21 protein-coding genes are annotated in these 17,595 nt (G+C 69.4%); 10 read left to right on the forward strand and 11 right to left on the reverse strand.

Annotated elements, in window-relative coordinates; genetic code table 11:
• Positions 1-165: 165 nt before the first annotated feature.
• The 4 genes from ACYQ5L_RS18975 to aat form a co-directional block, all read right to left on the reverse strand.
• Positions 166-690: a CAP domain-containing protein gene (locus tag ACYQ5L_RS18975; RefSeq protein ID WP_459959024.1), complete on the reverse strand. Its 525-nt coding sequence runs from the start codon at positions 688-690 to the stop codon at positions 166-168.
• A 124-nt stretch (positions 691-814) separates the two neighbouring features.
• Positions 815-1,714 (reverse strand): SDR family NAD(P)-dependent oxidoreductase, encoded by a 900-nt coding sequence (locus ACYQ5L_RS18980; RefSeq protein ID WP_459959025.1) that lies wholly within the window; start codon positions 1,712-1,714, stop codon positions 815-817.
• A gap of 165 nt (positions 1,715-1,879) precedes the next feature.
• Positions 1,880-3,103: a DNA polymerase IV gene (dinB, locus tag ACYQ5L_RS18985; protein WP_459959026.1), complete on the reverse strand. Its 1,224-nt coding sequence runs from the start codon at positions 3,101-3,103 to the stop codon at positions 1,880-1,882.
• Positions 3,104-3,219: 116 nt separating this feature from the next.
• Entirely contained in the window at positions 3,220-3,957 is a 738-nt protein-coding gene (aat, locus tag ACYQ5L_RS18990; protein ID WP_459959027.1) for a leucyl/phenylalanyl-tRNA--protein transferase, read from the reverse strand.
• A gap of 323 nt (positions 3,958-4,280) precedes the next feature.
• Here aat and ACYQ5L_RS18995 point away from each other — a divergent pair, with 323 nt between their 5' ends.
• Positions 4,281-4,652: a hypothetical protein gene (locus tag ACYQ5L_RS18995; RefSeq protein WP_459959028.1), complete on the forward strand. Its 372-nt coding sequence runs from the start codon at positions 4,281-4,283 to the stop codon at positions 4,650-4,652.
• 81 nt (positions 4,653-4,733) lie between these two features.
• Here the strand turns inward: ACYQ5L_RS18995 and ACYQ5L_RS19000 are convergent, their stop codons facing one another.
• Complete coding sequence (locus ACYQ5L_RS19000) at positions 4,734-5,135, reverse strand: hypothetical protein (protein ID WP_459959029.1); 402 nt, start codon at positions 5,133-5,135, stop codon at positions 4,734-4,736.
• Between the two features lie 336 nt (positions 5,136-5,471).
• Here ACYQ5L_RS19000 and ACYQ5L_RS19005 point away from each other — a divergent pair, with 336 nt between their 5' ends.
• The 5 genes from ACYQ5L_RS19005 to ACYQ5L_RS19025 all read left to right on the forward strand — a co-directional run bounded on the left by ACYQ5L_RS19005 (position 5,472) and on the right by ACYQ5L_RS19025 (position 8,941).
• Positions 5,472-5,897 carry a DUF4189 domain-containing protein gene (locus ACYQ5L_RS19005; RefSeq protein WP_459959030.1) on the forward strand — a complete coding sequence of 142 codons (426 nt, stop codon included), beginning with the start codon at positions 5,472-5,474 and terminating at the stop codon, positions 5,895-5,897.
• A gap of 373 nt (positions 5,898-6,270) precedes the next feature.
• Positions 6,271-6,846, forward strand: a complete 576-nt coding sequence (locus ACYQ5L_RS19010; protein WP_459959031.1) for a dihydrofolate reductase family protein — start codon at positions 6,271-6,273, stop codon at positions 6,844-6,846.
• Positions 6,847-7,062: 216 nt separating this feature from the next.
• A complete protein-coding gene (locus tag ACYQ5L_RS19015) occupies positions 7,063-7,185 on the forward strand; it encodes a hypothetical protein (protein ID WP_459959032.1) in 123 nt (40 codons plus the stop codon).
• 340 nt (positions 7,186-7,525) lie between these two features.
• Positions 7,526-7,738, forward strand: coding sequence for a VOC family protein (locus tag ACYQ5L_RS19020; RefSeq protein ID WP_459959033.1), 213 nt, complete (start codon positions 7,526-7,528; stop codon positions 7,736-7,738).
• Between the two features lie 42 nt (positions 7,739-7,780).
• A complete protein-coding gene (locus tag ACYQ5L_RS19025; protein WP_459959034.1) occupies positions 7,781-8,941 on the forward strand; it encodes an ArsB/NhaD family transporter in 1,161 nt (386 codons plus the stop codon).
• 24 nt (positions 8,942-8,965) lie between these two features.
• Here the strand turns inward: ACYQ5L_RS19025 and ACYQ5L_RS19030 are convergent, their stop codons facing one another.
• Both ACYQ5L_RS19030 and ACYQ5L_RS19035 read right to left on the reverse strand, forming a co-directional pair.
• Complete coding sequence (locus ACYQ5L_RS19030; RefSeq protein WP_459959035.1) at positions 8,966-9,763, reverse strand: SDR family oxidoreductase; 798 nt, start codon at positions 9,761-9,763, stop codon at positions 8,966-8,968.
• A gap of 36 nt (positions 9,764-9,799) precedes the next feature.
• Complete coding sequence (locus ACYQ5L_RS19035) at positions 9,800-10,063, reverse strand: hypothetical protein (RefSeq protein ID WP_459959036.1); 264 nt, start codon at positions 10,061-10,063, stop codon at positions 9,800-9,802.
• Positions 10,064-10,170: 107 nt separating this feature from the next.
• Here ACYQ5L_RS19035 and ACYQ5L_RS19040 point away from each other — a divergent pair, with 107 nt between their 5' ends.
• On the forward strand, positions 10,171-10,632 hold the full coding sequence (locus ACYQ5L_RS19040; protein ID WP_459959037.1) for a M23 family metallopeptidase: 462 nt from the start codon (positions 10,171-10,173) through the stop codon (positions 10,630-10,632).
• A 199-nt stretch (positions 10,633-10,831) separates the two neighbouring features.
• Here ACYQ5L_RS19040 and ACYQ5L_RS19045 read toward each other — a convergent pair whose 3' ends face one another.
• Positions 10,832-11,581: an alpha/beta fold hydrolase gene (locus ACYQ5L_RS19045; RefSeq protein ID WP_459959038.1), complete on the reverse strand. Its 750-nt coding sequence runs from the start codon at positions 11,579-11,581 to the stop codon at positions 10,832-10,834.
• Positions 11,582-11,756: 175 nt separating this feature from the next.
• Positions 11,757-12,110, reverse strand: coding sequence for a hypothetical protein (locus tag ACYQ5L_RS19050; RefSeq protein WP_459959039.1), 354 nt, complete (start codon positions 12,108-12,110; stop codon positions 11,757-11,759).
• Positions 12,111-12,640: 530 nt separating this feature from the next.
• On the opposite strand from ACYQ5L_RS19050, the gene ACYQ5L_RS19055 reads away from it, so the two are divergent.
• The 3 genes from ACYQ5L_RS19055 to ACYQ5L_RS19065 all read left to right on the forward strand — a co-directional run bounded on the left by ACYQ5L_RS19055 (position 12,641) and on the right by ACYQ5L_RS19065 (position 15,980).
• On the forward strand, positions 12,641-13,555 hold the full coding sequence (locus tag ACYQ5L_RS19055) for a coiled-coil domain-containing protein (RefSeq protein ID WP_459959040.1): 915 nt from the start codon (positions 12,641-12,643) through the stop codon (positions 13,553-13,555).
• A 433-nt stretch (positions 13,556-13,988) separates the two neighbouring features.
• Positions 13,989-14,768, forward strand: a complete 780-nt coding sequence (locus ACYQ5L_RS19060) for an SAM-dependent methyltransferase (RefSeq protein ID WP_459959041.1) — start codon at positions 13,989-13,991, stop codon at positions 14,766-14,768.
• Between the two features lie 90 nt (positions 14,769-14,858).
• Positions 14,859-15,980: a methyltransferase gene (locus ACYQ5L_RS19065; RefSeq protein WP_459959042.1), complete on the forward strand. Its 1,122-nt coding sequence runs from the start codon at positions 14,859-14,861 to the stop codon at positions 15,978-15,980.
• Between the two features lie 34 nt (positions 15,981-16,014).
• Here ACYQ5L_RS19065 and ACYQ5L_RS19070 read toward each other — a convergent pair whose 3' ends face one another.
• Together ACYQ5L_RS19070 and ACYQ5L_RS19075 are read right to left on the reverse strand one after the other, a co-directional pair.
• Positions 16,015-16,632: a GNAT family N-acetyltransferase gene (locus ACYQ5L_RS19070; protein WP_459959043.1), complete on the reverse strand. Its 618-nt coding sequence runs from the start codon at positions 16,630-16,632 to the stop codon at positions 16,015-16,017.
• A gap of 4 nt (positions 16,633-16,636) precedes the next feature.
• Positions 16,637-17,593, reverse strand: coding sequence for an MBL fold metallo-hydrolase (locus ACYQ5L_RS19075; RefSeq protein WP_459959044.1), 957 nt, complete (start codon positions 17,591-17,593; stop codon positions 16,637-16,639).
• Between the last annotated feature and the right edge of the window lie 2 nt (positions 17,594-17,595).

A 17,595-nucleotide genomic window follows, 5' to 3' on the forward strand; every position in this document is an offset into this window, starting at 1 on the left:
TTCACGGGTGCGGTCGGCTCGGACACACGCTGGGCATACCCGACCGATCGTATTCGCCTGCGCCCGAACCGCGTCGCCGACATACGGAACCGCCGCCGGGCTCCGACGCGGCGTTGCCGCGACCCGAGGGTGCGGGCCGCGGCATCGGTGATACAGGAGCGCCGGTTACTTGTTCCAGATGGCGGCGACGCGCTGCTCGTCGCCGATCTGGTAGTAGTGCGTGCGCACGAGGCGGTAGCCGTTGGCGGTCATCTGGTTCGAGGTGGCGAAGAAGGCGTCCTCGGTGATGTCGTGGCGCGCCTCCCACGCCCGCCCGTCGTTCTTCTCCCAGATGCCGACGAACCGCGACGCCCCGTCGACCTCGTAGCCGCGCACCTGGGTCAGGCGGTAGCCCTGGGCCAGCAGCGAGTCGAATTCGGCCTGATGCTCGGCGCCGGTGAGGTTGTTGCGGTAGACGGTGGTCTCCTGCTGCGGTGCGGCGTCGCCGCCCTGGGCGAAGGTGACCGTCCAGTGCCGCAGATCGCCCTCGTAGATGACCGCGACGCCGACCCGGGTCAGCTGGCCGTCGAGCATGATCGCCTTGTGCCCGGCGGAGTTCCACCAGAAGTCGATGGCGTCGGCGGCCTCGACGCCGGTGCCGTAGAAGTTGATTTCGGCGATCTTCAGCGAACAAACCCCGCAGCGCGGCATCGGCGACCGTGGTCCCCGGCGCCGACCGGGTCGCCGGAATCCCGGTCACCCCCGGCCGATCGGCGCTGCCGGTGAAGGCCGCGACGATCCCGCCGACGATCGCCCCGGTGGTGGCCAGGTGATTTCAGGAGGGCAGGCCGGTGAGGCGGGCGCTGTCGGTCCACAGTGCCCGCGCCAGTTCGTCATTGCGGGCGAGGGTGGATGGATCGATCCAGGTGAGTGTGCCGCGTCGTAGGGCCGCGTAGGTGTGGCCGGGTGGGGGCGTGGTCGTGCCGAGGGCGAGGTCGGTCAGGGCGGCGGCGGCCGCGGCGCGGGTGTTGAGGACGGGGCTGAAGCGGCGGATCGGGGCGCCCAGCGGGCCGCCGAACAGTGTCCACGCGAAACGCAACGGCAGGGCCAGATCCCGGGCCAGGCCGGTGCCGAAGACCTGGCCGGGATCGTAGGCGATGGCGGTGAGGTGGCGCGCCTCGCGATCGGGATCCGCGTGCAGGGCGCGGACGGTGAGGACGGTGCAGAGTTTGGCGGCGGTGTAGGCGTGCTGGCCCGCCTTGGCCGGTTTGGGATGGCGGTCGGGATCGCGCTCGGGGTGGGCGAGCAGCTCGGCGTCGGCGTGGCGCGGGGGCTCCAGGCTGGCGCCGGTGGCCGGGTCGTGGGTTCCGCTGGTGGTCAAGATGATTCGCGCCTTGTCGGCGACGGTGGGCAGCAGCAGGCGGAGCAGGAGATAGTGGGCGAGGTGGTTGACGGCGAAGGTTGTCTCGTAGCCGTCGGGGGTGCGGCCGGTGTCGTCGGGGTGGATGCCGCCGGCGTTGAACAGCAGGACGTCGATGCGGGAGTCGCCGAGCTGTGCGCGTACTTCGGCGGCGAAGGTGCGCACCGAGTCCAGGCGGCTGAGGTCCAGCGGGAGCGTGTCGGGGGCGGGGGATCGGGCGCCGAGCAGCAGGCGGGTGCCCGCGGTCGGGGTGAGTCGCTGGACGGCGAGGGCGCCGAAACCGGAAGTGCCACCGGTCATTACGATGGTCGTCACGATTGTTCCCCTTCGAGTGCGAACGATCGGCTGACACTTGCGAGTATCGCGCGCCGTCACGTGACAACGCGGGCCGCCGGGGCAGGTCTGGACGCACCAGCAGGAGTTTCGGACTCCCTGCGACAACCTTCGGCGCGGATGGTCTTGGGGGTGCGCCGGATTGGCCTAGTCGGGGAGCATGGGCACGGACATGCCTTCACCGCGACGCAGTAGCGCCGCACGAGTGACCGCGCCCGCGCCGAAGCGGGTGTGCAGCGCGTCCAAGGTCGAATCGAGAGTCGATGCGGCGCGCGGTTCCAGCGGCAAGGTGAGCTGCATGGTGTCGGCGTCCTCGAGATTGGTGAGCGAGAGGCCGATGAGGGTCAGCCCGCGGTCGTGGATCAGGGGCATCGCCGCACCCAGCAGCGTGCGCGCCGCGTGCAGGACGGCCGCGCCACTGTCGGTGGCCTCGGGCAGGGTGTGCGAGCGGGTCGCGCGGCCGAAATCATCGAATCGCATGCGCAGCACCACGGTTCGGCAGACCCGGTTGGCCGCGCGCAGCCGCCGGCCGAGCCGATCGGCCAGCCCGTGCAGGTAGGCCTCGAGTTCGTCATCGGTGCGGGTGCGGCGGCCGAGGGCGCGTTGCGCGCCGATCGAGCGCCGCCGCCGTCCGGTGTCGACGCGCCGCGGATCGCGCGCCCACGACAGGGCGTGCAGATGCCGCCCGGACGCCGCGCCGAGCGCCGCCGCCAAAGGCCCCTCACCCATCTCCGCCAACTGCCCCACCGTGGTGATCCCGCGTTCGCGCAGCGCCCGCGCGGTCACCTCGCCGACGCCCCACAGCCGCTCCACCGGCAGCGGATGCAGGAACGCCAGCTCCCGATCGGGCGGAACCTCCAGCAGCCCATCGGGTTTGGACACCGCACTGGCCACCTTGGCCAGAAACTTGGTGCGTGCCACTCCGACCGAGATCGGCAACCCCACCTCGGCGCGCACCCGGTCCCGCAGTCCGCGCGCGATATCCACCGGCGCCCCCGCGATCCGCCACAACCCGCCCACATCCAGAAAGGCCTCATCGATCGAGATCCCCTCCACCTCCGGCGTGGTATCCCGGAAGATCTCGAACACCGCCTTACTGGCTTGCGCATACGCGCCCATCCGCGGCGGCACCACGATCGCCTGCGGGCACAGCCGCAGCGCCTGCCCCGCATTCATCGGCGTCCGCACCCCGAACGCCTTCGCCTCATAACTCGCCGCCAGCACCACCCCGCCGCCGACGATCACCGGCCGCCCCCGCAGCCGCGGATTGTCGCGCTGCTCGACCGAGGCATAGAACGAGTCCAGATCCGCATGCAGAATCGAGGCCCGCACGGGCCGTCGACCACTGCTTTCGAAACCGGACACGAACATATGTTCGCATACGGCCCCCGCTGGTGATCAAGCTCCCGGCGAGATCACCAAGTCGGGCCGGTCCTCACCGGACGCGGTCTCGCCCCCCGGTTCTCTCCCGGAATCTCGGTGAACGTTCACGCCGGTAGGTGGTTGGGGGAGTTGGGGACCGCGATGTCGAACCGCCAGGGTCCGGGGAGGCCGGGGCGGGCGGCGGCCCGGGTGTGCAGGCGCAGGTAATCCGCGCGGTACAGGTCGATGGCGCCGAGGGAGGTGAGGTGGCTGGAGGTGACCTGGCAGTCGATCAGGGCGAAGTCCCAGGCGGCCAGTTGGCCGCAGAGCCAATACAGCGCGACCTTGGAGGTGTCCCGGGCGCGAGAGAACATGGACTCGCCGGCGAAGGAACGTCCGCATGCGACGCCGTAGAGGCCGCCGACGAGTTCGCCATCGCGCCATACCTCGACCGAGTGCGCATGACCGAGCTCGTGCAGCCGCAGATAGGCCGCCAGTATGTCGTCGCCGATCCAGGTTCCGGCCTGCTTGTCACGCGGTCCCGCGCACTGCGACATCACCTCGGCGAAGGCGCGATCCATGGTCACCCCGTAGTCGGCCTTGGCGACGGCTCGGCGCAAGGACCTGGACACCCGCAACTCGCTCGGCACCAGGATGCTCCGCGGATCCGGGCAGTGCCAGTGGATCGTTTCGCCGGGGTTGTACCAGGGAAAGATGCCCGCGGAATAGGCGTCCAGCAGCCGCTCCGGCGACAGATCCCCGCCGAGCGCGACCAGCCCGGACGGATCCGCGAACTCGACAGGCGGGAAAGGCTGATCCGGATCGGCCAGATACATCCGCATCAGGTCGGCAGCGTCGGTCACCGGAGGGCACCGTGGATTCGGGTTGTGGCGGCGACTATCGACGTCAAGGCGCGTAGGGACATGTCGAGATCGTGCATGGCGCTGGAGATCTTGTCATGCGCGCGGCGCAGGTTGTCGAGCAAGGCGGGACAGGACGCCGCCAATCCAGTGTCGGTGACCGGCAAGTTTTCGCTCTCGAACCTGGTCAGCGAAGTGCATGATCTATCATGTTTCACTGGTTCGCTCTGTCGCACGAAGATCGCCCACACCTTCTCTGAAATACAGGCCCTGACACCAGGTCCGACTATCGGTTCGCCAGGATTTCCGACCAGGAGGTTCCACTCGTGAACGGTCGATCACTGCTGATTGCTTCCGCGATTGCTACTGCCGCAGGACTGTCCTGCGTGTGCCCGGCCGCCGCGCAGGAGTTCGCGGCCGGGGTGAACTGCAGCGGCCTGACATGCGAGAACGCCACCGATGAGTCCTTCGTCGTCTCCGGTGTGGCGAACTGCCTGCCCAACCCGGCCACCACCCCGTCGCTGCCGGGACAACCACCGGTTCCACAAGCGCCCTACCAGAACGCTTTCAGCGCGGTCGTCGGCCCGCATTCGACGGTCACCCTCACCCCCGCGTGCCGCGGCGGCGATTCACTGACCGGCTGGAACCTCACCGGCGCCGCCCCCGGCACCGGCATGCCCTCCGGCTCCGCGGGTTGAATGAACGGATCGACCGAGACATAGGCGTTGAGCTCGTCGCTCGCGCACGTCGTGGCTGTCGCCCCAACGCGCGCAGCCGGATCAGGGCATCCGGACGCACGAGCTGCCGGTATTCACCCCGTTGCCCACCACCTCGACCGGTTTGGCTCGGCCGCTGGCCAGGCCACCGGGTTCGATCTGGATGACGGAGATCATGTGCACACCCTGCCAGCCCGGAGTCCAGACGATCGAAACGGTGCGGCTGTCGGGATGGAAGTCGACCATCCCCGGAATCGGCACGGCATGGTCGTAGAAAATCACCTCCCCGGGCTGCGGTGGGGCGGTGACATCCGCTGCGACGACGTAGGCGCAACCGGCCAGCGGCCCGTCCGGGCCGGTGGGGACACGCAGGCCGGTGACGGCCGCGGCAGCGGTCGGCGCCGACACGATCGGCACGGCGGCCACCGCGGCGAACAGCGTTGCAAGGCAGCAGGTTCGGGTCATTCGCGGGACCATGAAGGTCTCCTCCCGGCGGGGAGGAGTCGGGCGGGTAGACGGCGAGTGCGGCTCCATGACGTCCTCTCGGTACGTGAGGTCCGGGCACCGGTCCGAGCAAGATCGAGTTTATCGCCCGTCCGATTGGTCGGATTTCCGAGACGGACGATCGCGGCACGGCGTAGAGTCCGGCATCGGCGTATTGATCTTGGTCGCGGCCCTCACGACGACTCCGAGCCGTCGTGGTCGCGAGAGCACGACGAATCGGCACTGTCGGCCCAGATCCGGCTCGCACGGACCGAAACCACGAGTCCGGACCGGGTCTCCGAGCGGGAGAAGACGCTGATGTCGCTGTCACACAAGGCATTCGGTCTGTGCGCATCGATCGCGGTCGCCGCGGCCGCCCCCGGTATCGCGACCGCCGAACCCGGACCCGACGGCCGCTACTACGGCTCCCTGGCCGCCGAAGTCATCGGCGACCAGGTGCACATCGTCTGGGCCCTCAACTACCCCGACTGGGCGGAATCGGACGCGAGCGTGCTGTCGAGGTGCACCACCGCGAATTGCACCGTCATGGCCCGCTTCAGCAACGGATGCGGCTCCATCGCCATCCGCAACGGCGTGCTGATGGGCGGCACCGGCTTCACCCGAGCCGACGCCGAGAACGCCGCCACCGCCGCCTTCGGCCCCCCGGACCTCGCATCCATGAGCGCCGGCGGCGACCCCTTCCCCACCGTGATGCACACCGACTGCACCGCCCTCTCGGGCTGAGCCCGACAGGCAACGCTGGTACGTTCGCGGAGATCCGGCCAACGGAGACAGACGCTGGCCGGCGAGCCGTGATCGCCTCTGCCCGAGCCCGCGCCATATGCCCGAGCCGGCGTGGGCCACACGGAAGTTCGGCTACGTCGGAACCCATCCGTTGCCGGGGATGTAGTCCGCCCCAGCGCAGTGCATCCGCGTGCTCTTTCACCAAACGGCGTTGGCCGTTGCGGAAAGGTGAAGCCTGCGGCGTCAGTCTGAGTCAGGTCCGTGTCAGGTCCGTGTCAGCCAGATCGGCGAAAGTACAAACCGCCCGGTGTGATCAGCACCTGGGCGATCACCGGCGATCGGCGATCACCGCTTTCGAAACTCAGGAGGAATTTTGACACGTGAACTGGTCTACACGGGCTTCATGTCGCTCGACGGTGTAGCGGACTCGCCGGGCGGCAAGGAGGAAGGGCACCGCAGTGGCGGTTGGGTGATGGACACCGAATTCGTTCCCGAGGCCTACTCGCTCAAGGGCGAAGAACTTGCCGACACAACGGCATTGATGTTCGGTCGCCGCAGCTATGAGGCGTTCGCTCCGTTCTGGCGCGACTCCGCCGACCACGCCGCGTACAAGGAGCTTCCGAAGTACGTGGTCTCCACCAGCCTCACCGACGACGCTGTCGTCGAGGGCTGGGGCCCGATCACGATCCTGCGCTCCACCGAGGATATCGCCGAGCTGAAGAACGGCGATGGCGGTGCGGTCTTCATCCACGGAAGCGCCGAGCTGGCCCGGCGGCTGGCGGACGCTGATCTGATCGACCGGTACAACCTGCTCGTGTTCCCAGTACTGCTCGGGGCGGGCAAGAGCCTGTTCAGCCGGTCGGACCGGGACAAGCAGCAACTGCGCCTGCGGGAGTCGGCGACCTACTCCAACGGCGTGGCCAAGCTCGTTTACGACGTCGTGCACTAAGCAGGCGTTGTCGTGCGGTACGTCCGACGTACCGCACGGCGGCGAGAATCGAGCGCCGCGCCGAACGACGGATCAGTGCACCTGGAGCTAGGGCCTCGGAACCATCTGTTACTGATCACCCAACACGCCTTCGGCGCATAGTCTCCGACACGCCGAACAATCGAGCGGTTGGTTAAGACTGGAGTTTCCATTGCCGAAGTGCCGAGGAGACAATCCATGACCGAACCGCGCGAAGACGAATTCGCAACTGAGGGTGGGGAAGCGGCCGCCAACGAGACCGAGCAGGAATCCATGATCGAAATCGACCAGGACGCCAAGTTCTGGGCCGAGGAAAAGTAGCAGCTCGCACCAATGTCAGCGGGCCTTCCGTTCACAGCTGGCCCGCTGGCGACCTGCCCTCCTTGTTCGAGGGAACATCCGGCCGTCGGTGCGCGCTGTTCGCTGCGGGAATCGCGGTGGTGCCCGCATGGGATCGTTCCGAGCGTTTCTATCGGTTCGGCTGGCTTCCTTTCTGGGCGTTGTCAGCGTGCTGGACAGCTGCTGTGGTGCTTCTCGTCCTCCGGCCAGTTGATCTTTCCCCGATCGGCGCGGTCGGTGCGGGGCGGCAGGGCGGCTGCTGTTCCGCCGCGGCGGATCGCTCGAACCGAAGGTGCTGCCCGGACCGGGTCTGCCGAACGGCGTGATCCCACCGCATGATGGTGGCGGCCGCCTCCATGTGTGCTTCGCCGTATCCGAGGACGAACTGGCCGAGTGGGAGACCCACTTGGACGCGCACGGCATCCCGATCGAAGGCCGGACCAACTGGGCACGCGGCGGCCGCAGCATCTACTTCCGGGATCCCGACGAGCACCTCCTCGAACTCATGACACCGGGCAACTGGCCGACCTACTGACACTTCTGGCTCAGAGCGCCCGGCAGGGCGGAACGCCGGGCCGTGGCGGCCCGGCAAGCGCCTGGCAAGCTGGACGCGGTGTGGAAGATCGTGGGTGCGGCGGGCCTGCTGGTGGTGATGACCGGGTGGTTACCCGCGGGCAAGGCCTTCGAGGTGGGCGTGACGCGGGCGGTGCCGATTCTGGGATTCCTGATCGCGGTGACGGTGCTGGCCGAACTCGCCGAGGCGGCGGGGGTCTTCGATGCCGCCGCCACCTGGTGCGCGCGCCTCGGGCGCGGGTCCACACCGCTGCTGTTCGGCCTGGTGGCGGTGCTGGCCACCGCGACCACCATCGGCATGAGCCTGGACACCACGGCCGTGCTGCTCACCCCGGTCGTGCTGGCGCTGACGGCGCGGCTGGATCTGTCGCCGCTGCCGTTCGCGCTACTGGTGATCTGGCTGGCCAATACCGCGAGCCTGCTGCTGCCCATCTCCAATCTGACGAATCTGCTTGCGCTGCAGCACAGTCGGATGTCGACGCTGGAGTTCGCCGGACGCATGGCGCTGCCCCAGCTGGCGGCGGTCGCCATCACCGTCGTGTTCCTGGCCGTGCTGTTCCGGCGCACGCTGACCGGCCGCTACCAGGCGCCCGAGCACACGCCACCGGGTGATCGGGCCACCTTCGGCGTCAGTGTCCTCGCCTGCGTGGGCTTCGTCGCCGCGGTGACCGCGGGCGCCGCACCGTGGCTCGCCGCCACCGCCGCGGCCGGAATCGTCTTCGCGGTCTTCGCGGTGCGGCGGCGAAAGCATCTGCGCTGGGGCCTGTTTCCGTGGCGGCTGGTGCTCACCACCGAGGGGCTGTTCCTCACCGTGACCGCGCTGGTCGAACACGGTCTCGGTGAGCTGCTGACCCGCTGGGCGGGCCACTCCGGGCCGGGCGCCGCCCTGCTCGCGGCCGGTTCGGCGAATCTGGTGAACAATCTCCCCGCGTATCTGGCCATGGAGACCGCGATTCCGCCCGGGTCCGGCGACGGCCTGTTCGAGATCCTGCTGGGCACCAACATCGGTCCCCTGGTGACCATGTGGGGTTCGCTGGCCACCCTGCTGTGGGCCGACCGCTGCCGGGCCCGCGGAATCACCATCCACCCGGGCCGATTCGCCGCGATCGGCCTGGCCGGCATGCCATTGGTCCTGCTCGGCGCCTGGGCGGCGCTGGGCGTCTGAGCCTCGCCGGGCGGGGCGCGACCGCTAACCGTCGGTGCCGAGGGCGTCGGCGTTGGAGAGCCGCCCGACCACGAGCCGGTTGAGCCAGCCCGGGCTCAGCGTCATCCCCGCATTCAGCAGTTTGGTCTGCCAGCCGACCAGCCGGTGCGGATCGTAGGCGCGGGTCCGGGTCGCGGCCCGCCACACCTGGTCGGCGACATCGGCGGGAGTCAGATGCACGCCCAGCGACTTCGCACTGTCGGCACCGCGATTCACCTCGTCCACCATATGGGTGGCCACGAACAGCGGCAGCACATCGCAGACGCCGATCCCGTACCGCCGCCATTCCAGATCGAGGGCTTCGGTGAGGCTGCGCACCGCGGCCTTGGACGCGGCGTAGGCGGCCAGGCCGGGCTGCCCGTACAGCGCCGAGGCCGAGGCCAGGTTCACCACCCGGCTCCCGGCCGTCGCGCGCAGATACGGCAGCGCGCAATGGCATCCATTGAGCACGCCGTTGACGTTCACCTCCAGCACCCGATGCTGCGCCTCGAGCGGAATCTCGCCGAAGGCCCCGGACACCAGGATTCCGGCATTGTTCACCAGCACGTCCAGGCGCCCGGTCGCCGCCACGAACCCGGCCAGCGCCGTGCGCCACCCCTCCGGGTCGGTCACGTCGAAGCCGCCGGTGATCGTGGGCCCGCCGATCTCGTCGGCCACCGCGCGCACCGCGACGGGATCGATGTCGTAGAGCCCGACCGTCCATCCTTCGACCGCGAACCGTTGTGCGATGGCCCGGCCGATGCCGGCGCCCGCGCCGGTGACGAATACCGCGCGATCAGACATGCGCCCTCCTGTGTCCGGACCCGGCCCTCGGGTCGATCAGGTCCAGGGCAAGCATCCCGCAGCACGCAGCCGCGCCGCCAACCCGGACTTGATGGTCGCACTGGATCCCTTGCCCGCCGCCAGCGCGACCAGCAGATCGCCGCCGAGCCCGGCGCCGAGGGAGCAGCCCAGCAGGTTCACATCCACCGAGATGTTCTCATCGGCGCGTTCCGGCGCGGGCTCATCGGCCCGGGCCGGAGCGGCCGTGGCCACGGTGGCGGCGAGCGCCAGGGCGATGGTGCCGGTCGTGAGGGATCGCATGCACAGCCTCCTGAGTGGTCGGTTCTGTTGCCGGACAGCCAATCCGATTCGCGACATCGGCCGCAACCTGTGAGCGGTTCCGCGACAATGAACACAGGGAGGTTTACATGGCGCCAAAGATCTGGCCCTTGGAATTCGGCCACCTCGTCACCTCTCCGTTCGGCCCGCGCGCCGGTGGTTTCCACTGGGGCGTCGACTTCGGCTTCCCCGGCGGCTCGGCCGACCGCCCGGTCTTCGCCTGCCAGGGCGGCTATGTCATGTACTCCGGCGCCGCAACGGGTTTCGGCCTCTGGGTGGTCATCGATCACCCCACCGCCGATGGTGCGGGCACCACCGTCTACGGCCATGTGCGTCCCGAGGTCCGCGTCGGCCGGCGGGTGGAGGCGGCCGAGCGCATCGCCACCATCAATCCCGATCGCCGCACCAATGGCGATGTCGCCCCGCACCTGCACCTGGAATGGCATCGCACCGTGTGGGCCCCGCCCGGGCCCGATCGCCTCGATCCGATGCCGATGCTCGCCGGTGCGGCCTACCCGGTGGCGCCGCAGGCGGTGCTGCTCGGCCGCTGACTGCTCAATTCCGCTCCAGCGGAACAGCTTTCATAGCCTCCCCCCGCATGGCCGGGCGGTGGTGGATGCGCTGGGCCTCGAGCGCGTTCCTTGCTGCGCGCCTTCCTCGACGGCTTGCCGTAGCCGCCCCTCCGCCGCTTCCGCCGCGACGCCTGCCCTTCGGCCTTCCCCCGCGCCACCGCCGAACGCCCCGGCTGACTCACACCGACCCGAGGAATCGGTCCAGTCGCTCGGCGAAACCCGGTGCGGCCGCGACGAAATGCCCCGCACCGGGCGCGACGACCCGTTCCGCGTCCAGCACCCCGGCCAGCCCATCACAGATGCTCTCCACCGCCGGGGTGTGTCCGCCCGAGGCGATCAGCACCGGAACCCCGTACTCACGGATCGCGTCCAATGCGGGCCGGGCCTCCCCGGGCAGCCGCCCGCCGTGTGCTCGTCGCACCGCCGCCACCGTTCCGGCGGGAATCGGCTGCCCCTGCGGCACCGGCGCCCCCGCCACCGCGAGGAACTCGCGCAGTCCCGCCTCGTCCGCGTCGAGCCCGCGGGTGAGCATGGCATCGCCCAGCTCCCGCAATCGCAGCACCTGCGGATCATCCGGCGCCACGAAATACAGCGGCGGTTCGATAATCGTCAGCGAGCGAACGGATTCCGGGCGCCGCCCCGCCGCGATCAGCGTGCCGAGCGTCCCATACGAATGCGCGACCACATGCGGCCGATCCACGCCCAACACCGCCGCGAGATCCGCGGCGTCAACCTCGAAATCCTGCCCTTCGCCCACCGGCGGCGGACTCGGCGCGTATCCCCGCCGATACACCGACGCCAGCCGCCACCGGCCCCGCAACGACTCCAGTCCGGCCCACGTGGTCCTCGGGCTCGCCCCGCCGTGCACGAGCACGACATCCGGCCCGCACCCCTCCCGCACCACCGTGACCGGCTGCTCTGCGCTCACCCCGTCCACTGTAGGTGCGCGCCGACACCCAGGGAATGGGACGGATGTATCAGTCCCCGGGGCTCGGTGCTCCTTGGCCGAAAATGTTGTGCCCGCCGCCCTCCATGCCTGCGCCACAGGAACAACGGCCTACCCGGGGGATGGTTCCCCCAAGCGTGACGCCGACCGCTGGCGATCAGCGCCCGCGCGCAGTCAATGCCGTGCGCGCGGTCTCGAACCACGCCTGCGTCCCCACCAATCCCGCCTCGATATCCTGGCGCGCCCCATTGAACCCGTACAGCTGCCCAGCGAACCGCGTCAGCACCGACCCCTCGTGCTCCTCGAGCTCCTCCAGCATCGCGGCATCCGCGAGCAGGTACGCGACACCGGCCAGCTCACCGTTGGACCACTCCGAACGGTAGGCCTCCCACCCTTTGTCCCTGACCGCCACAGCCCGCTCGACCAGCTCCGCCCGCAACGCATCCCGGTCGGCATCGCTGGGCTTCCGCGTCTGAAGGTGTTTCCAGCTCACCGGTTCAGCATCGGACATCTCGAATCCCTCGCTTCCGAATCTGTCGGTCCGGTCCAGCGCACTGTATCTCCTGCCGTCGAGCCGGAGCGCGGCGCGGTCAGTGGGCGGGCGGCCGCGACTGGTACGGGCGTACAAGCGAGCACAGTTTTCGCAGAGATTCGTCGTGCTTACGTTGCGTTGGCCGCCACCAAACGAAACGTATTGTTCGGCCGGTCACGTTGAGGAAGTCGGGCCGCCTGACCGCCGATAAGGTTCACTTATCGGAGGTCAGAGTGGCGGGGAATGATTTGGGGCGGTTTGGGTTTCGTTTCGTGTTGTTCCGTTGGTAATGACGAAACCAACGCTACGATTTGCGAGTGTCTACGACGATTTGCAACTACCCCGGGTGCACGAAGCCGATTACGCGTGGCGGGGGGCCGGGGCGGCCTTCGGAGTACTGTGATCATCCGGATCACACGCGGTGGAGGGCGTGGCGGGAGCGGCAGCGGCGGCAGCAGGGGGAGGGTGAGGTTGGGGCGGCGAACGTCACTGTGACGCAACAGGGTCCGGTGACTGTGGCGCGGTTGCGGGCCGATGAGTTGCTCGGGCAGTTTCGGGCGGTGGCCGATCAGCTCGGGACGACGTTGAATGCGGCGGTGGCGGAGTTGTCCACATTGGCCGATCCCGCGGTGGCCGAGGCGCAGGTGCAGGCCGTGCAGGCGGATGCGGCGCGGCGGATTGCGGAGGCGGAGGTTGCCACGGTGGCGGCCGAGCAGGCGCGGCGGGAGGCCGAGGAGGCGCGGGCGGCGGCGGAATCGGCTGCGGAGGATGCGGCTTCGGCTGCGGAGGCGGCGGAGGCGCGGATCGCGGAGGCGTTGAGTGCGCGGGATGACGCCTTGCGGGAGGTGGAGCGGGTGACCAAGCAGGCCGCCGATGATGTGTTCGCGGCGCGGGCGGAGGCGGAGGCGGAGATTCGCAGTATTCGGCGGGAGGTGGCCGAAGAAGTGGAGCGGGCTCGGGAGCAGGCGCGGGAGGAGATCGAGCTGGCGCGGTCGAAGGCGGCGACCGAGGTCGAACAGGTGCGGCGGGAGACGACGCAGCGGATTACGGCGGCGGGTGCGGAGCGTGATCTGGCCGTGCAGCGGGCCGCCGATGCGGAGCGGGCGATCGAGCGGGCCGAAGCCGCGGTGGCCGAACGCAATCTGGCGGTCGTCGAGACGCGGGAGGAGCTGACCCGGGTGCGCGGGGAGCTCGAGGGGGTGCGGGGCGAGCTGGCCGAGGCGCGCAGGCAGGCCGCGGCGGATAGCGGGCGGGTGCGGACGGAATCGGCTGCGGCGCTGGAGACCGCGCGGCAGGAGGCGGCCGAACGGCTGGCGGCGCTCGACGATGCGCGCGCGCAGACACTGGCCCGCGCCGAGCGCGCGGAGCGGCAACTCGACGAACTCCTCGCGCGCCGCGACCCGCAGGCGGAGCCGTCGCGCTGAGACCGGCCGACGAGTGGGCCGCCATCACGAACCGCGGTCGGCGGCAACCGGATCGCACGGAGGAATCCCGTCGCGTCGATGCGCTCGGCCACGCCGTCGCGGGTGGGCCATCCGGCCGTTTGATCAGTAGATTCGTACTTTAGGGATTTAACGGACAAAGCGGTGATTCATCGCAGAATTCCCGTGCCGCACACTCGTTTTGCAAGACCCGTAACGAATGACTCGCACGCAGATATGTCATCCCGGGTGGCTTCGAGTCCTACATATTGCTGGATGTGAGCGGGTATCGTCATCTATCGAAAGGCGCCTCCGCACGGTCCCGATCTGGAATGATCTTCCGATCGCGGTCCGATTGGCCGGCGGGCCGCCCGTGCGATCACTGACCACCGGTGCACGGAGGGTAAAGGGGTGTGACGACTTGAATATCAACGCCATGCGAGCGCGGCAGTCACGGCCGAGTGTGGCCCGTGTCTACAGCTACGTTCTCGGCGGGCGCGACAACTACGGCGTGGACAAGGATCTCGGTGACTACTTCACCGGTGACCTGCCGGGTTCGGAGCTGCTGGCCATCACGAACCGCGAAGCCGTGCTTCGCGCTGCGCGGGCCATGGCCGCCGAGGGCATCCGTCAAGTCATCGATATGGGCTGCGGGCTGCCGGCCGCGGTCAATGTGCACGAGGTGGTGCGAGCCGAGCAGCCCGACGCCCGCATCGTCTACATCGATGACGATCCGTTCGTCGCCGCGCACGGTCGCGCGCTACTCGCGGTCGACGAGAACATCGTGCTGCTCGAAGCGGATGTGCGCGATCCCGCCAGCATCCACAAGCATCCGGATGTGCAGCGGCTCATCAACTTCGACGAACCGGTCGGCATCCTGTTCGCGGTGACCCTCAGCTTCGTGAACGACGACGAGGACCCGGCCGGCGTGGTGCGCTACTGGTCGGATCTGGCCGCACCCGGCAGCCTGTTCTATATCGCCCACTTCCAGAAGGGCGGCGACCGCGAGGCGCAGGAGACCGAACGCAAGATCCTGGAGGCGTTCGGCCGCGGCACCTGGCGCAATCACGAGGAGATCCGGTCCTACTTCGGTGATCTGGAGATGCTCGAGCCCGGCCTGGTGCCGTGCGCGGACTGGCGGCCCGACACCGAGCCGCGGCCGAATGTGGAGCAGTGGACCAAGCTGATCGTCGGCGGGCTGGCCCGCAAGCAGTGAGGGCCCGCCGGTAAATCGGTTGGCCGCATCGGAGGGTCGTGCCAGACTCGAACGCATCCGCGCGTGAAAGGCTGGGTACGACCCTCTGCTATGTCCGTGATTTCGTGGGCCGAAGACGACTCCACCCGTTGCGCTCGCTGGCATTCCGAGAACGACAGCGCGCCACCCAGACGCATCGTCGTCGCCGACGATCGGATGACCGCCGACACCGCCTACAAACTGGCCTGCGAAGGCACCGGGCTGCTGTGGCGCGGTGACTACCACAATGCGCGGAACCTGTTGAACGCCATGGGCCGCCGCATCGATCGCAAGCCGCGCCCGAGCGGCGCGAATCCCGCCGAATGCTTCCACCTGCACCGCCGCGCCCGCAGGCATCGCGCCCGGGTCCTGGGCCGGGTGCTGGTGGAACTGAACCACGATCACGCCCTGACGCTGCGGCGCGCACCCGCGGTCCGGCAGGCGTGCACGGAAGCCTATGGGCCGCCGCAGGATTCCCGCGTCGTCGCCCTCACCGAACTCCTGGGCCTGATCGGCGCGCACGAATGGCGCGCCCGTGGTGTGGAGGTGCCCGCGCTGGGTGCGCGCATCCACCCGCACTACGGGGTGTTCTCCCCGGTGCGCGGCGAGTACGTCGACCTGGTCGCGCGGGCGCAACTCCCGGATCGATTGCCGCGCAACGCATTCGACCTGGGCACCGGCACCGGTGTGCTCGCCGCCGTACTGGCCGGGCGGGGCGTGGACCGCATTGTCGGCACCGACAACAATCCCCGCGCGCTGATCTGCGCCCGCGACAATATCCGCCGCCTGGGGCTGACCGACCGGATCGCCATCACCGGCCCGGCGCTCTACCCGCCCGGCCGCGCCGATCTCATCGTCTGCAACCCGCCGTGGCTGCCGACCCGCCCCACCTCCGCGGTGGAAACCGGTGTGTACGACCAGGACAGCGTCATGCTGCGCGGCTTCCTCGCCGGCCTGGCCGAACATCTCGAACCCGGGGGACAGGGCTGGCTGCTGCTCTCGGATCTGGCCGAACGCCTCGGCCTGCGCGACGAGAACGAAGTCCCCGCCCTCATCGCCGAGGCCGGTCTGGAGGTGCTGGACAAGACCGGCACCAGCCCCCGCCACCCCCGCGCCCGCGACGCGACCGATCCCTTGCACACCGCCCGCGCCGCCGAAGTGACCTCCCTCTGGCGCCTGGCCCCGCGCACCTGACCCGCCGCGCCCCGGACACCGGACCTGTCGCGACCTAGTCGGCCGTGCGCGGGGCCCGCCACATCGGCCAGATCAGCGGTCCGCCCTTGGTGGCGTCGAGTTCACCGGTCTTCACGAATCCGAACCGCTCGTAGTAGGGCACATTGTCGGGCTTGCTGGATTCCAGATAGGCGGGTGCGCCCTCGGCGTCGCAGCGGTCCAGCCGCGAATTGATCAGCGCCTGACCGTATCCGCGCCCGCGCGCCGCGGGCAGCGTGCCGATGAACGCCAGATACCAGTGCGGTTCGCGCGGATGCGCCTGCGCCATCCGATCGGACATGGCCGCGCCCAATGGCAGCCGGGAGCGGAAGGCGCGCGCCAGCCCCGGCAGGCAGCGCAGGGTGGTGAGCTTGGAGGTGTGCCAGTGCCCCGGCGGCGCCCACACCGCCGCGCCGACCATGACCCCGTTGTCGTCCAGCGCCACTTCCACCCCGCCGTGGTCGAGAAACTGATGGCGGGTGAGGGTGCCGAAGAAGAGGGCCGCGCGCTGGGGGCGCACCGCCGCATCGGGGATGAACCAGCTCATGATCGGATCGTCGGTGAAGGCGATGCCCAGCACACGCCCCAGATCGGGGATATCGGATTTCAGTGCCGGGCGAACGGTGATCTCCATGAGTTCACGGTACGGCGTCGAAGCGCTCCGGCCGAGTGCTCGCGAGGCGACTGGTCGCTTCGTGGTCATGGGTGGGGATAACCGTGGCCAGGCGCCGCGCCAGGTGCAGTCGATGCAAGGTCTTGAACGCCAGATCCCGGTCGGTGTCGACGAAATTGCCCGGGAAACTGGATTTCTGGCGCACATTGTCGATTTGCAGTGTGTGCCAGGCGGAATCGCCGGCCAGCAGCACCCAGCCGTGTTCGGTGTGCGCGAGCACGCCGATGCTGCCGGGCGTGTGGCCGGACAGGTCCACCAGCACCACGCTGCCGTCCCCGAACAGGTCGTGACTGCGGGTGAAGGTGAGCACCGGCGGGCCGTCGAGGTCGTACTCCACGACCGGCCGGTCGCGCAGCGAGGCGCGCACCCCGCCCACGGGCGCGATCGGACCGGACATGACCCAGTCGCGTTCGACGCGATGCAGGTGCACCGGCAGCCCGGGCATATCGAGCAGCCCGCACACGTGATCCCAGTGCGCGTGGGTGGGCAGCGCGAACTGCGGCGCCGGCAGCCCGGGCAGCTGCGCGAGCGCGGTCATGGTGGGGATGGTGCTCGCCGGCGGGCGCACCACCGCCCGCAAGACGGACGGCAGTTCGGCGAGGGCGCGGTGCTCGGCGTCCTCGCACACGCTCGGATCGACCAGGAACGCCGCCTCGGGATGCTCGACCAGGAACGAGGTCAGCGAATTGGTGATCCGCCGCGGCGTGAACCGGCCCTCCACGATCACCGCGGTCGGCACCTCGCGCGGCGCCTGCGGCAGTGCGGTCACGCGCACGGTGCGCTGCGGCACGGGCAGTCCCGCATCGGTGATCGACCGCAGGAACCGCTGGTCGGCCGGGCGCGGGCGCACCGCGCCGGTGATCAGACCGGTTGCCGCGACGCAGCATTGGACAAGGCTGGGGGTACGAACTGGATCGGACATGG

It is taken from the genome of Nocardia sp. IFM 10818 (assembly GCF_054655275.1).

Excerpts from the sequence above, each read along its gene's own strand:
- ACYQ5L_RS18975 (WP_459959024.1), bottom strand. The coding sequence starts at position 690 with ATGCCGCGCTGCGGGGTTTGTTCGCTGAAGATCGCCGAAATCAACTTC.
- dinB (WP_459959026.1), bottom strand. The coding sequence starts at position 3,103 with ATGTTCGTGTCCGGTTTCGAAAGCAGTGGTCGACGGCCCGTGCGGGCC.
- ACYQ5L_RS19000 (WP_459959029.1), bottom strand. The coding sequence starts at position 5,135 with ATGACCCGAACCTGCTGCCTTGCAACGCTGTTCGCCGCGGTGGCCGCC.
- ACYQ5L_RS19005 (WP_459959030.1), top strand. The coding sequence starts at position 5,472 with ATGTCGCTGTCACACAAGGCATTCGGTCTGTGCGCATCGATCGCGGTC.
- ACYQ5L_RS19015 (WP_459959032.1), top strand. The coding sequence starts at position 7,063 with ATGACCGAACCGCGCGAAGACGAATTCGCAACTGAGGGTGGGGAAGCG.
- ACYQ5L_RS19030 (WP_459959035.1), bottom strand. The coding sequence starts at position 9,763 with ATGTCTGATCGCGCGGTATTCGTCACCGGCGCGGGCGCCGGCATCGGC.
- ACYQ5L_RS19035 (WP_459959036.1), bottom strand. The coding sequence starts at position 10,063 with ATGCGATCCCTCACGACCGGCACCATCGCCCTGGCGCTCGCCGCCACC.
- ACYQ5L_RS19040 (WP_459959037.1), top strand. The coding sequence starts at position 10,171 with ATGGCGCCAAAGATCTGGCCCTTGGAATTCGGCCACCTCGTCACCTCT.
- ACYQ5L_RS19050 (WP_459959039.1), bottom strand. The coding sequence starts at position 12,110 with ATGTCCGATGCTGAACCGGTGAGCTGGAAACACCTTCAGACGCGGAAG.
- ACYQ5L_RS19060 (WP_459959041.1), top strand. The coding sequence starts at position 13,989 with ATGCGAGCGCGGCAGTCACGGCCGAGTGTGGCCCGTGTCTACAGCTAC.
- ACYQ5L_RS19065 (WP_459959042.1), top strand. The coding sequence starts at position 14,859 with ATGTCCGTGATTTCGTGGGCCGAAGACGACTCCACCCGTTGCGCTCGC.
- ACYQ5L_RS19070 (WP_459959043.1), bottom strand. The coding sequence starts at position 16,632 with ATGGAGATCACCGTTCGCCCGGCACTGAAATCCGATATCCCCGATCTG.
- ACYQ5L_RS19075 (WP_459959044.1), bottom strand. The coding sequence starts at position 17,593 with ATGTCCGATCCAGTTCGTACCCCCAGCCTTGTCCAATGCTGCGTCGCG.